Origin of the sequence: Pseudomonas sp. TH34 (assembly GCF_016650865.1) — a bacterium.
Classification (GTDB): domain Bacteria; phylum Pseudomonadota; class Gammaproteobacteria; order Pseudomonadales; family Pseudomonadaceae; genus Aquipseudomonas; species Aquipseudomonas yamanorum.
The window spans coordinates 384219-396792 of the sequence record NZ_JAEKFB010000033.1 but is presented as its reverse complement, the minus strand read 5'-3'; the positions used below and the strand labels follow the sequence as shown (position 1 = coordinate 396792).

The following is a 12574-nucleotide window of genomic DNA, read 5'->3' as shown; positions in this document are numbered from 1 at the left end:
GTTCAACCTCCGACGATCAGTGGGCTGGCTTGCAGCAGGCGACGAACCATCGCGCTCAAACCAGGGGGAGATAGCAGGGTGATTTCAAATTCGGGCCCGGTCACTTTCAGGTTCAGCGGCAGGCGCGGCGGGTAGGCCGTTGTCTCGATATGGCGCAGGCGGAACTGCAGGTGATGGCGTTCCTTGACCGTCGGCTCCAGCAGCAGGCCGGGCAGGGGATGGAAGTCGGCGTCCAGCACCGTCACTTTGTGACTCGCATTGACCTCGCCTACCACATGCAAGCGTTCGTCGAGGGCAAACGCGCCGAGGTAATTGCTGTGGTCCGACTCATCGTTTTTCTGGAGCTGGATCTGGTTGACCACCTTGACCTTGGTGCCGGCCGGCACGTCCTGGGTGATCACGCAGGATGGGCTGATAAACACGTTGTCGCCGATCAACACATAACCGAGTACCCGCGCGCCGGAACCGACTTCCACGTTGTTGCCCAGCCGTGGGTGACGCTTGCCGTCCGGGTTGTTGGCGATGCCCCGGGCGCCAAGGGTCACGCCGCAGAGGATGTAGCAGTCGTTGCCGATTTCGCAGGTTTCACCGATGACCGTGCCGTAACCGTGGTCCAGCACAAAGCGTCGGCCGATCCGCGCGGCGGGGTGAATTTCGGCGCCGGACAGAATCTTGCCCTGGTTACTCAGCTTCAGGGCGATGGTGGAAAACACGCCGTTGTTCGTGTCCGGGAAATTCCACACCAGGTGCGCCAGCCGGTAGTACAGCACGGCCTTGAACGAGGCGTAGGACTCCAGGATCAGCTCACCGCGCCCACGGGACGCCGGGTCGCGCCAGGCATAGGCGATCAGGTCTTCGGCCACCGCCTGGGCCGCCGCCTGGATCAGCGGCGCAAGATGCGCCTCCAGCTGCTTCAACTGCGCAGGCGTAAGCGTGGTGATGAGGTGGGTGAGCAACTCATCGTGCAGCTGTTGCATGTCGATAAAGCCCCCCATGGAGGCACCCCCGCAATAGTTGTTATTCAAAACAGGGCAAATAACTGTCGGCACTGTCGTAGACCATGGTCAGCACAACGGTATCGGTGGGCAGCTCCGGCGCCAGTTTGGCGATCGCCACCATGTTGGCGGCCGACGACAGCCCGAGGCTGATGGCATCGGTGCGCATGATGCGTTTGATCATGTCGAGGCATTCCTGGCGCGACACCTTGAGCATCCCGTCAATGATTGCGACGTTGAGAATGCTCGGGATCAACCCGATGGACAGGCCCTGGATATGGTGCGGCGCGTGGCGGTCGCTGAGCAGGTCGCATTCTTCCGGCTCCACCCCCATGACGCGGATTGCCGGCCAGGTGCTCTTGAGGGTTTCGCCGATGCCGGTGATATGGCCGCCGGTGCCGATGCCGCTGACGAAGTAGTCGACCCGCAGCTCGCCGAAGGCGCGGATGATTTCCCGGGCGGTGGTGTCACGGTGTGTCTGCGGGTTGGCGCCGTTGCGCTGCTGGTTGAGCATCACGTAGCTGGGGTTTTCCAGCTGCAGCTCCATGCACTTTTCGCCGTGGGAATTGTTGCCCTGGCGGCTGTCGGACAGCACCACCTTGGCGCCATACAGCCGCAGCAGTTTCTGCTTCTCCGGGCTGTAGTTGTCGGGGATCACCAGCACCACTTTGTAGCCCAGCACGTTGCCGGCCATCACCAGGCCGATGCCGGTGTTGCCGCCGCTGGGTTCGATGATGGTTTGCCCGGAGCCGCGAATCAGAATGCCCCGGCGCTCGGCGTCGAGGATCATCCCCAGGGCGATGCGCGCCTTGTGGCTGCCACCAGGGTTGAGGGATTCCAGCTTGGCGTAGACCTCAATGCCAAGGTCTTCGGAAAACTGTTCCAGGCGCACGATGGGCGTTTGGCCAATGGCGTCGAGTATCGAGTTATGCAACATCAAGTAAGAACCCATGGCCGCTGATCAGTACAAAGGCATGTCAGGTTCGACGTCGCGAACCCAGTGTTTCATGCCACCTTGCAGTACTTTGGTGTTGACGAATCCGGCGGCCAGCAACGTGCTGGCGGCTTGCTCCGCGCGGGTTCCGGCGTAGCAGATGAGGTAGTGAGTGTTGTCACGGCTGAGGTTGGCGAGTTGCCCGTCGAGTTCGGCCAGCGGGATGTGCACCACCCCCGGCAATTTGCACACTTCCAGCTCGCTGGCGTCACGCACGTCCAGCAGCACGTCGGCCTTGCTGTGTCGTTCGAGCAGTTGCTTGAGCACCCGCGGCTTGATGTAGCGCTCTTCGGCCAGGGACGGTTGGCTTGGCATGGCGTCGGCGCAGACAGCGGGTGCGAGGGTTTGGGTGTGGCGCAGTTCGGAACAGCAGGGGCAGTCGGCGCGGCGCTTGAAGCGGATCTCGCTGAACTTCATCGCCAGCGCATCAAAGCGCATCAGCCGGCCCGAGAGGGGGTCGCCAATGCCGATCAACAGCTTGATCGCCTCGGTGGCCTGGATCATCCCGACCACCCCGGGCAATACGCCGATGACGCCGCCAGCGCTGCAGTTGGGTGCCAGTTCCGCCGGCGGGGCCTGGGGAAACAGGCAGCGATAGCACGGCCCGCCTTTGTAGTTGAGCACGCTGATCTGCCCGTCGAAGCGGTAGATGGCGCCGTACACCAACGGCTTGCCTAACTGCACGCAAGCGTCGTTGACCAGGTAGCGGGTTTCGAAATTGTCGGTGCCGTCGATCACCAGGTCATAGGCGCCCACCAGTTCCAGGGCGTTGTCGGTGTTGAAGGCGGTGTCGTAGGTGTTGATCTGGATGTGGCTGTTGAGGTCCTGCAAGCGTTGCTTGGCGGACTCCACCTTGGGCAGGCCCAGGGTGCTGTTGCCGTGGACGATCTGGCGTTGCAGGTTGCTGCTTTCCACCACGTCGAAATCCACCAGCCCCAAGGTGCCGATGCCGGCCGCCGCCAGGTACAGGCTGATGGGCGAACCGAGGCCGCCGGTGCCGACGATCAGCACCTTGGCTTTCTTCAGGTTCAGTTGGCCTTCGCGGCCGACGCCGGGCAGGGTGATGTGGCGCACGTAGCGCTGCACTTCCTCGTTGCTCAGTTGGTCGACGTCCATGCCGCCGGAGGTGGCCAGCAGCACTTCGATTTTGGCCTTTTCGGGCAACCGGTCGTTGGCGTCGATCAGTTCCTCTTCGGCGGTGAACAGGAAGTGTTCCTTGAGCTGGTTATTCTCGTAGAGCAGGTGCGCCCGCAATTGCGGGTGCTCGATGCAGAGGTTTTCAATGACTTCGCGCAATGTCGATCCGGCACCCTCGAGGGTCGATGCTGGCAGCTTGGCCACGCGGACCAGGATGTCGGGGAAAGAGACAGCGTTCATGCACAACTCCGTTTGCAGGTCGTTGAAGGGGGTTTGGGCGAAGCGCTTGCCATCCCAGGCAAACAGTTTTGAACCTTGGGTCTTGCCCTGGCGAACATCGACCACCAGGTAACTTACGGGGTAGATCGGTTCTCCCATGAAGAGGGCCTTGTCCTGGTCTTCGTCGCTGAAATACGCGCCGACGTCAGGGTGGGAGTGGTAGATCACCACCACCGGGTTATCACTGCGAAACGCCTTATTCATCATCAGCGTGTCGGCCACCGAAAAGGTGTAACCGTTGGCTGCACTGCGTGAATACATCTCGGGGTTCTTGCGGTGCAGCTCGTTCTGGATGTTGCTGCCCAGGTGCACGGTGCCATCGGCGAAAACGAAACCGCAGCATTCCTCGGGGTAGCTGCGGTCGGCGTGGGCGTAAACCTGCTCCAGGGCGGTTGGGCTCAGGACCTTCATCTCAGTTTTTCTTCGCCAGGAGCTTTTCGATGGGCAGCTTGGTGATGGCAAAACCGGCTAGCAGGATCGCCGAATACATCATCAGGTCCTTGGAGATCTGCACGCCTTCGTACCAGGCACCGATGATCACCGCGAACACCGGGAAGATGATGAACACGAAGGACAAAATGATCGGGCTCAGGCGCTTGAGCAGCATGAAATACACGATAAACCCGCCCACCGACGCCACCAGGCCAAGGTAGAACAGCGCACTCCAGGAGCGCAGAGTGATGTCTTCGAACGTCGGGGTTTCAAACCACAGCCCGGCGACAAACAGCATCAGCCCGGCGATGCCGATGGGCAGGGTGTTGTAGGTGATCACGCTGATGGCGCTGCCTTGTTTCTTGGTAATCACGTAGCACAAGGCATGCATGATCGCGGCGGCCAGGATTGCCAGCACCCCGAAGAACTCGGCATGGTCCAGGTGCAGGCCCTGGCTCTTGATGATCATGTACAGGCTGCCGAAACCGATGGCGATACCGACCACCTGTGAAAAGTAGATGCGCTCGCGCAGGAACAGCGCGGAGAAAATCAGGATAAACACCGGCATGCAGCTGAACAGCAGCGCGGTGAGTCCGGACGAGACATGCATCTCGCCGTAGTTGAGCAAGTAATACGGAACGCTGAAGTAGGACAGCGTCACAAACACGAAGAACCAGCGGCTTTCCCGGGGAAACAGAATCGGCTCGCGGCGCACCCAGGCGAAACACAGGAACAGCGGAAACGCGATCAAGAACCGCAGCCCGGCAGAGGTCAGCGGCGGCACGCTCTCCACGGCGATCTTGATGCCCAGCCAGGTGGTGCCCCAGCTCAGGCACACGATCAGGAACATCACACTGGTTATCAGCCCAGCCAACCACTGCTTGTGAGTTTTTGTTTTTTCAGCATTTTCGAGAACGGCGGACATTGGCATCGTGACATTGCTTCCATGAGACCGAATTGACCTCTATATTGAGTGCCTTGATTCGGTGATTGAACCCGTAAAAGCACACTATTAGGGCGAAAGATGGCTGTCAAAACAAATATTGACATGGTGTCAATTATGCGAGAAGGACTCTCCAACGGGCAGGGCGTGAAGTACAAGCGCCTGTCCGATGTCATGGAGCGGGGCATTCTTGAAGGCTTGATTGAACCGGGAAGAAAGCTGCCGCCTCATCGGGTGCTTTCCGACAATCTTGGGGTCACTATCGGCACCATCAGCCGAGCCTACGGTGAGCTGGAGCGGCTGGGGCTGGTGGTGGCGCGCGTGGGTGACGGCACCTTCGTGCGCAAGCGTGGGATGGAACGCCAGCGGGATGAAGGCTTTCGCAACTTCAGCGACGAGCCGCGGCAGTACTTTGATATGAGCCGCAACATGCATATCCCGGGGCAGGAAACCACGTTCCTGGCCCAGAGCTTTCAGACGCTGGCCACTAACGCCAAGTTTTTGCAGGACATCAGTGCCTACACCCCGGATGCCGGCCTGCCGCGCTACCGGGCAGCGGGTGCCCAGTGGCTGGTGCAGCGGGACTTCCATCCGATTCCCGAGCAAGTGATCTGCGTGAACGGTGGCCAGCATGGGCTGCTGTGCGCACTGATGGCACTGTTACGGGCGGGGGACACGGTGGTCACCGAACAGTTGACCTACCCGGGGCTGATCACCGCCGCGCGCATGCTGGGAATACGCCTGATCGGCCTGGAAATGGATGAAGAAGGGCTGCTGCCAGGGGCGCTGGATGAAGTCTGTCGCAATCACCGGGTTTCGGCGTTGTACTGCACGCCGACCATCCAGAATCCTACGACAGCGGTGCTGTCGGTCGCGCGCCGTGAGGCGCTGGTCAAGGTCTGCCGCGAGCACAACCTGCTGATTCTTGAGGACGAGGCCCACGGTGTGCTGGTGGAAGACCGCCCGCCGCCCCTGAGCCATTTCGCCCCGGAGCGTACGATTCTGATCAGCAGCCTGAGCAAGGCGGTGTCGGCGGGGTTGCGCGTTGGGTACGTACACGCACCGCCGGCGCTGGTCAGCCGGATTTCTGCGGCCTTGCGTTCCACCTGTTGGATGGCCACGCCGGTCACCCTGGAATTGGCCACGCAGTGGATCGAGAACGGCACGGCAGAACACCTGCTGCACCAGCAGATTCAGGAAATCAGCCGCCGCAAGGCGTTGGTTGAAGGGTTGTTGATCGGGCTGGAGTACCGCACTCATCTGAACAGCCCGCACTTCTGGATCGAAGTCCCGGAGCCGTGGCGTGCGTCGGAAATCGAGGCGGAGTTGAAGCAGAACAATTACCTGATCGCGACAGCCGAGGCGTTTGCGGTGGGGCAGACGGCGGTGCCGCAGTTTATCCGGGCGAGTATCTGCAATACGTCGGGAGATGATCAGTTGCTGCTGGATGGGTTTGATGCGCTGGCGACAGCGCTGGGGCAGGGAGGAGGGCGGTTTCACCTGTGAACCCAACAGCTTGTTGTGAACAGGCCTCTGTGGCGAGGGAGCAAGCTCCCTCGCCACACAAGCACCTTGGCCAGAGAGCGTATTTACTTAAACCGCCGCTCCACCCCTTTCTCCACCAGAATCTTCGCCGAAATCTCTTCCACCGAAAAATGCGTGGAATTGATGTGCGCAATATTTTCCCGGCGGAACAGGTTTTCCACTTCCCTCACTTCAAATTCGCACTGCGCATAGCTGGAGTAACGGCTATTGGGCTTGCGCTCATTGCGGATCGCCGTCAGCCGGTCCGGGTCAATGGTCAGCCCGAACAGCTTGTGCTGGTGCGCGCGCAGGGCGCTCGGCAGTGTCAGGTGCTCCATGTCGTCTTCGGTCAGCGGGTAGTTGGCCGCGCGAATCCCGAATTGCATGGCCATATAAAGGCAGGTCGGCGTCTTGCCGCAGCGGGACACGCCCACCAGGATCAAATCAGCCTTGTCGTAGTAGTGGGTGCGGGCGCCGTCGTCGTTGTCGAGGGCAAAGTTCACCGCCTCGATCCGCTCCATATAGTTGGAGTTGTGGCCGATGGAGTGAGATTTTCCGACGGAGTATGACGAATGTTCACTTAACTCTTGTTCCAGCGGCGCCAGGAAGGTAGAGAAGATGTCGATCATGAAACCATTGGAGGTGGCGAGGATCTCACGAATGTCCTGATTGACGATGGTGTCGAAAATGATCGGACGAAATCCGTCTTTTTCGGCGGCCAGATTGATTTGTTGTACCATGGCCCGCGCTTTATCCACGCTATCGATATAGGGTCGCGTGAATTTGCTGAAGGTAATGTTTTCGAACTGCGCCAGCAGGCTTTGACCCAGGGTTTCGGCTGTAATGCCGGTGCCGTCGGAGATAAAGAAAGCAGATCGTTTCATTTGAGCCTTGGGCCTTAAGCTGATGACGAATCTTGGATATGATAGGCGCGATTTTGCCGTCCCGCAGTGGGCCGCATTCTCACTTATTTTCCAGGTCCAGGCCACAAACGCCGGTAACTGCTCCTACTGAGCCGCCGGCGTCCTGAGCTTTTCCAACACAGAAAGTGGAGAGATCACCTTGGTAGAGTACGTAGTTTCCCTCGATAAGCTCGGCGTCCATGATGTAGAGCACGTAGGGGGCAAGAACGCATCCCTGGGCGAGATGATCAGTAATCTTGCGGGCGCCGGTGTATCGGTGCCAGGTGGTTTTGCCACCACCGCCCAGGCTTACCGTGATTTCCTCGAGTTGAGCGGCCTCAACGATCAGATCCACGCCGCCCTCGATGCGTTGGACGTCGATGACGTCAACGCCCTGGCCAAGACCGGTGCCCAGATCCGTCAATGGATCATGGAAGCCGAGTTCCCCGAGAAGCTCAACGCCGAGATACGCACCGCGTTTGCCACGCTGTCGGCCGGTAACCCGGACATGGCCGTCGCCGTGCGCTCCTCGGCCACCGCCGAAGACTTGCCAGACGCCTCCTTTGCCGGCCAGCAGGAAACCTTCCTGAACATCCGCGGCGTGGAAAACGTAATCCGCGCGGCCAAGGAAGTGTTCGCCTCCCTCTTTAACGATCGCGCCATTTCCTACCGCGTACACCAGGGGTTCGACCACAAACTGGTGGCCCTGTCTGCCGGTGTGCAGCGCATGGTGCGTTCGGAAACCGGTACGGCCGGCGTGATGTTCACCCTGGACACTGAATCGGGCTTCCGCGACGTGGTGTTCATCACCGGCGCCTACGGCCTCGGCGAAACCGTCGTACAAGGCGCGGTGAACCCGGACGAATTCTACGTCCACAAACACACCCTTGAAGCCGGCCGCCCGGCCATCCTGCGCCGCAACCTGGGCAGCAAGGCGATCAAGATGATCTACGGCGACGAGGCCAAGGCCGGTCGCTCGGTGAAAACCGTTGATGTCGACAAGGCCGAACGCGCGCGTTTCTGCCTGACCGACGCCGAAGTCAGCGAATTGGCCAAGCAGGCGATGATCATCGAGAAGCACTACAAGTGCCCGATGGACATCGAATGGGCCAAAGACGGCGACGACGGCAAGCTGTACATCGTTCAGGCCCGTCCTGAAACCGTGAAGAGCCGCACTTCGGCCAACGTCATGGAACGCTACCTGTTGAAAGAAACCGGCACCGTGCTGGTGGAAGGCCGTGCCATTGGCCAGCGCATCGGCGCCGGCAAGGTGCGGATCATCAAGGACGTGTCCGAGATGGACAAGGTCCAGCCTGGCGACGTACTGGTCTCCGACATGACCGACCCGGACTGGGAACCGGTGATGAAACGCGCCAGCGCCATCGTCACCAACCGTGGCGGGCGCACCTGCCACGCGGCGATCATCGCCCGTGAACTGGGGATTCCGGCAGTGGTGGGCTGCGGCAACGCGACCCAACTGTTGAAAGACGGCCAGGGCGTGACCGTATCCTGCGCGGAAGGCGACACCGGCTTTATCTTCGAAGGTGAGCTGGGCTTCGACATCAAGCAAAACTCCATCGACGCCATGCCGGACCTGCCGTTCAAGATCATGATGAACGTCGGCAACCCGGACCGCGCCTTCGACTTCGCGCAGTTGCCGAACGCCGGTGTGGGCCTGGCCCGCCTGGAGTTCATCATCAACCGCATGATCGGCGTGCACCCCAAGGCGTTGTTGAACTACGACGGCCTGCCGCCGGACATCAAGGAAAGCGTCGACAAGCGCATCGCCGGCTACAACGACCCGGTGGGCTTCTACGTCGAGAAACTGGTGGAAGGCATCAGCACCCTGGCGGCGGCGTTCTACCCGAAAAAGGTCATCGTGCGGCTGTCGGACTTCAAGTCCAACGAATACGCGAACCTGATCGGCGGCAAGCTCTACGAGCCGGAAGAAGAAAACCCGATGCTGGGCTTCCGTGGCGCCTCGCGTTACATCAGCGAAGCCTTCCGCGACTGCTTCGAGCTGGAATGCCGTGCTCTCAAGCGCGTGCGCAACGAAATGGGCCTGACCAACGTCGAAATCATGGTGCCGTTCGTACGCACCCTGGGTGAGGCAAGCCAAGTGGTGGACCTGCTGGCTGAAAACGGCCTGTCCCGTGGCGAGAACGGCCTGCGCGTCATCATGATGTGCGAGTTGCCGTCCAACGCCATCCTGGCCGAAGAGTTCCTGGAGTTCTTCGACGGCTTCTCCATCGGCTCCAACGACCTGACTCAGCTGACCCTGGGCCTGGACCGCGACTCGGGGATCATTGCCCACCTGTTTGACGAGCGTAACCCTGCGGTCAAGAAGCTGTTGGCCAACGCCATCCAGGCGTGCAACAAGGCTGGCAAGTACATCGGGATCTGCGGCCAAGGCCCTTCCGATCACCCGGACCTGGCCAAATGGCTGATGGAACAGGGCATCGAAAGCGTCTCGCTGAACCCCGATTCCGTACTGGAAACCTGGTTCTTCCTGGCTGAAGGCCAAACGCCGGCGTAAAACGCAGCACCCAAAAGTGCCGGTCAACCTTGCGGTTGGCCGGCATTTCTCATTCTGTACAGGGCGGAACTCCTTCCGGACGCCGCCCTTTTTTGTGCAAGAGCATTATGCAAAGCAGCAGCAACCTGTTTCCCGTCGCCTTGATCAGCGCTGAGCGTCGTGGCGACCTGAGTGAAGACGTGTATCGGCTGAAACCCGGCAACAGCCCCGACGGCACTGTCGAGCTGGCCGTGACCCGCCTGGGCCTGGCTGATGTCCCGGAAAACCGGGGCGTGCCGGTGGTTTTGTTGCACGGCAGTTTCTCCAACCGACGCTTCTGGTATTCGCCCAAGGGCATCGGCCTGGGTGCCTACCTGGCGCGCGAGGGGTTCGACGTCTGGATCCCGGAAATGCGCGGCCATGGGCTGTCCCGGCGTAATCAGGCCTATGCCAAAAACCGCGTCGCCGACTATGCGCGCTACGATTTGCCGGCTATTGCGGCCTTTGTGCGTGAGCAAAGCGGGCAGATTCCCCACTGGATCGGGCATTCCCTGGGTGGCACGACCTTGGCTGCCGCCCTGGGTGGACAGCATCTGGGCGCGCCGGCGGTGGCCTCGGTGGCGCTGTTTGGCTGCCAGGTCAGCCGCACCCATTGGCCGTTGAAACTGCCACCGGTGGAATGGACCGGCCGGCTGCTCTTGAAGCGTTTTGGCGAGTTGTCTGGCTCCCGACTGAAACGTGGCCCAGAGGACGAGCCGGCGGGCGTTCTGATTGAAGCCATGCGCTGGAATGGTCTGTTCGGCCGTTTTGGCGAAGGGAAGCAGGACTGGTGGAAAGGCCTGGCAGATGTTGACGTGCCGCTATTGGCGGTGAGCGCTGCCGGCGATCACCAGGACCCGGACTGGGCCTGTCGCAAGCTCTTCGAACAGATCGGCTCCGAGCATCGCCAGTACCTGTGCCTGGGGCGTCAGCAAGGGTTCAGCGGGGATTTCGGGCATGTTGAGATGCTTGTCAGCAAGGCCGCACAGGCTGAGGTGTGGCCGTTAGTGAGGCGTTGGTTGAAAGATCCGCTCACACCTTTGATGGAGGCGCAGTCTCAGGAACTCGCAGCAGTTTGAGCGCAAGGCTCTATCAGGGGCGTTTCGCTTGTTTGCCGTAGCGGCTAAGATATGACGCGTTGGGTGGTTCTGGTCATATTCAGTCGCGCAGTGGGTCTTGCGTTGCTGTCCGATGGGCCCGACTATTCGACCCGGATTAAAGAACCTTCACGGCAAAGCGTTTCCAGATGTAAGTAAACAGTGGGATGTTTGACACCTTCTTTCACCTACAGGAGTTTCTCGATGAACCATTACCTTACCCCCGACCTGTGCGATGCCTACCCGGAGCTGGTGCAGGTGGTTGAGCCGATGTTCAGCAATTTCGGCGGCCGAGACTCCTTTGGTGGCGAGATCGTGACCATCAAGTGCTTTGAAGACAATTCCCTGGTCAAGGAACAAGCCGAACTCAACGGCACCGGCAAGGTGCTGGTGGTCGATGGCGGTGGTTCCCTGCGCCGCGCGTTGCTGGGCGACATGATCGCCGAGAAAGCCGCGAAAAATGGCTGGGAAGGGCTGGTGATCTACGGCTGCATCCGTGATGTCGACGTGATCGCCCAAACCGACCTGGGCGTGCAGGCCCTGGCCAGCCATCCAATGAAGACTGACAAGCGTGGTCTTGGCGATTTGAACGTGGCGGTGACATTCGCCGGCGTTACTTTCCGCCCAGGTGAGTACGTGTACGCTGACAATAACGGCGTGATCGTGTCCCCCAGCCCGCTGAAAATGCCTGAATAAACAGCAGTAGCCGACAGGGGTGAGGATGTTCGAGGAAGAAAACGCGCAGTGGGGGCTGGTGCATGCCCTGGTGCTGGACGGTAAAGGTGGTGCGCGTTCGATTGCCCGGACAGAGCTTGATGAGCTGCAATTGCAGCCTCAGGAAAGCCTGTGGCTGCATTGGGACCGTAGTCACCCGCAGACCCAGACCTGGTTGCGCAAATCCAGTGGCTTGAGCGAGTTCGCCTGTGACCTGCTGCTGGAGGAGAACACCCGTCCGCGCCTGTTGCCACTGCCGGACGCTGAACTGCTGCTGTTTTTACGCGGGGTGAACCTCAATCCCGGCGCCGAACCGGAAGACATGGTCTCGGTGCGGATCTTTGCCTCGGCAGCGCGGGTGATTTCCCTGCGCTTGCGCCCGTTGCGCGCCACCGACGAGTTGCTGGTGCAACTGGCGGACGGCAAGGGGCCGAAGACGTCCTCGGAACTGGTCCTTTATATGGCGCAGTACCTGACCAACAAGGTTCAGGATCTGGTCAGCGACCTGTCCGAAATCGTCGATATCGAAGAAGAAAAACTGGATGCCGACGAACGGTATACCCCGGAGCATGGCAGCGTTTTGCAGATCCGTCGGCGTGCCGCCGGGCTGAAACGTTTCCTGTCGCCGCAGCGGGATATTTTCGCGCAGTTGACCCGGATCAAGTTGCCCTGGTTCTGTGACGACGATGCTGACTACTGGAACGAATTGAACAACAGCCTGACCCGTTACCTGGAAGAGCTGGAATTGGCTCGGGAGCGCGTGGGGCTTGTGCTTGAGACCGAAGACCGGCGTTTGAGCCTGCGCATGAACCGCACCATGTACCGCTTCGGGATCATCACCGGGATCTTCCTGCCGATGAGTTTTCTCACCGGTTTGCTGGGGATCAATGTGGGGGGGATTCCGTTCTCTTCCAGCCCTTATGGATTCCTGATTGCCTGCCTGATGATGGTCTCGGTGGCGCTTGGGCAGTGGTGGTTGTTTCGACGGTTACGTTGGGTTTGA

General features: G+C 60.3%; 10 protein-coding genes. 5 read left to right on the top strand and 5 right to left on the bottom strand.

The annotated features are described in order from the left end of the window. Positions 1-2: 2 nt before the first annotated feature. The 4 genes from JFU58_RS27355 to JFU58_RS27340 are packed head-to-tail and all read right to left on the bottom strand — an operon-like array spanning position 3 to position 4711. Positions 3-995, bottom strand: a complete 993-nt coding sequence (locus tag JFU58_RS27355; RefSeq protein WP_063032377.1) for a serine O-acetyltransferase — start codon at positions 993-995, stop codon at positions 3-5. 22 nt (positions 996-1017) lie between these two features. Continuing rightward, positions 1018-1932, bottom strand: coding sequence for a PLP-dependent cysteine synthase family protein (locus tag JFU58_RS27350; RefSeq protein WP_063034033.1), 915 nt, complete (start codon positions 1930-1932; stop codon positions 1018-1020). A 24-nt stretch (positions 1933-1956) separates the two neighbouring features. Next, the gene (gene moeB / locus JFU58_RS27345) at positions 1957-3816 is read right to left on the bottom strand and encodes a molybdopterin-synthase adenylyltransferase MoeB (protein WP_201142813.1); all 1860 of its coding nucleotides are present in this window, start codon (positions 3814-3816) and stop codon (positions 1957-1959) included. A 1-nt stretch (position 3817) separates the two neighbouring features. Beyond that, on the bottom strand, positions 3818-4711 hold the full coding sequence (locus tag JFU58_RS27340; RefSeq protein ID WP_167410167.1) for a DMT family transporter: 894 nt from the start codon (positions 4709-4711) through the stop codon (positions 3818-3820). A 150-nt stretch (positions 4712-4861) separates the two neighbouring features. Here JFU58_RS27340 and JFU58_RS27335 point away from each other — a divergent pair, with 150 nt between their 5' ends. Then, positions 4862-6286: an aminotransferase-like domain-containing protein gene (locus JFU58_RS27335; protein ID WP_017479080.1), complete on the top strand. Its 1425-nt coding sequence runs from the start codon at positions 4862-4864 to the stop codon at positions 6284-6286. 83 nt (positions 6287-6369) lie between these two features. Here the strand turns inward: JFU58_RS27335 and ppsR are convergent, their stop codons facing one another. Beyond that, on the bottom strand, positions 6370-7188 hold the full coding sequence (gene ppsR / locus JFU58_RS27330; protein WP_003215001.1) for a posphoenolpyruvate synthetase regulatory kinase/phosphorylase PpsR: 819 nt from the start codon (positions 7186-7188) through the stop codon (positions 6370-6372). A gap of 178 nt (positions 7189-7366) precedes the next feature. Between ppsR and ppsA the strand changes: the two genes are divergently transcribed. From ppsA to JFU58_RS27310, 4 genes are all read left to right on the top strand, one after another. Then, positions 7367-9742: a phosphoenolpyruvate synthase gene (gene ppsA, locus JFU58_RS27325; protein ID WP_063032371.1), complete on the top strand. Its 2376-nt coding sequence runs from the start codon at positions 7367-7369 to the stop codon at positions 9740-9742. A 107-nt stretch (positions 9743-9849) separates the two neighbouring features. Next, positions 9850-10839, top strand: a complete 990-nt coding sequence (locus JFU58_RS27320) for an alpha/beta fold hydrolase (protein WP_017479078.1) — start codon at positions 9850-9852, stop codon at positions 10837-10839. Between the two features lie 222 nt (positions 10840-11061). Continuing rightward, positions 11062-11553: a ribonuclease E activity regulator RraA gene (gene rraA / locus JFU58_RS27315; RefSeq protein ID WP_063032367.1), complete on the top strand. Its 492-nt coding sequence runs from the start codon at positions 11062-11064 to the stop codon at positions 11551-11553. 25 nt (positions 11554-11578) lie between these two features. Further along, positions 11579-12574 (top strand): zinc transporter ZntB, encoded by a 996-nt coding sequence (locus JFU58_RS27310; protein ID WP_063032365.1) that lies wholly within the window; start codon positions 11579-11581, stop codon positions 12572-12574.

What these genes read in the sequence shown, in the direction of transcription:
- JFU58_RS27310 (WP_063032365.1), top strand. Translation starts at nt 11,579, where the DNA reads ATGTTCGAGGAAGAAAACGCGCAGTGGGGGCTGGTGCATGCCCTGGTG.
- moeB (WP_201142813.1), bottom strand. Translation starts at nt 3,816, where the DNA reads ATGAAGGTCCTGAGCCCAACCGCCCTGGAGCAGGTTTACGCCCACGCC.
- JFU58_RS27335 (WP_017479080.1), top strand. Translation starts at nt 4,862, where the DNA reads ATGGCTGTCAAAACAAATATTGACATGGTGTCAATTATGCGAGAAGGA.
- JFU58_RS27350 (WP_063034033.1), bottom strand. Translation starts at nt 1,932, where the DNA reads ATGTTGCATAACTCGATACTCGACGCCATTGGCCAAACGCCCATCGTG.
- ppsR (WP_003215001.1), bottom strand. Translation starts at nt 7,188, where the DNA reads ATGAAACGATCTGCTTTCTTTATCTCCGACGGCACCGGCATTACAGCC.
- JFU58_RS27355 (WP_063032377.1), bottom strand. Translation starts at nt 995, where the DNA reads ATGGGGGGCTTTATCGACATGCAACAGCTGCACGATGAGTTGCTCACC.
- rraA (WP_063032367.1), top strand. Translation starts at nt 11,062, where the DNA reads ATGAACCATTACCTTACCCCCGACCTGTGCGATGCCTACCCGGAGCTG.
- JFU58_RS27320 (WP_017479078.1), top strand. Translation starts at nt 9,850, where the DNA reads ATGCAAAGCAGCAGCAACCTGTTTCCCGTCGCCTTGATCAGCGCTGAG.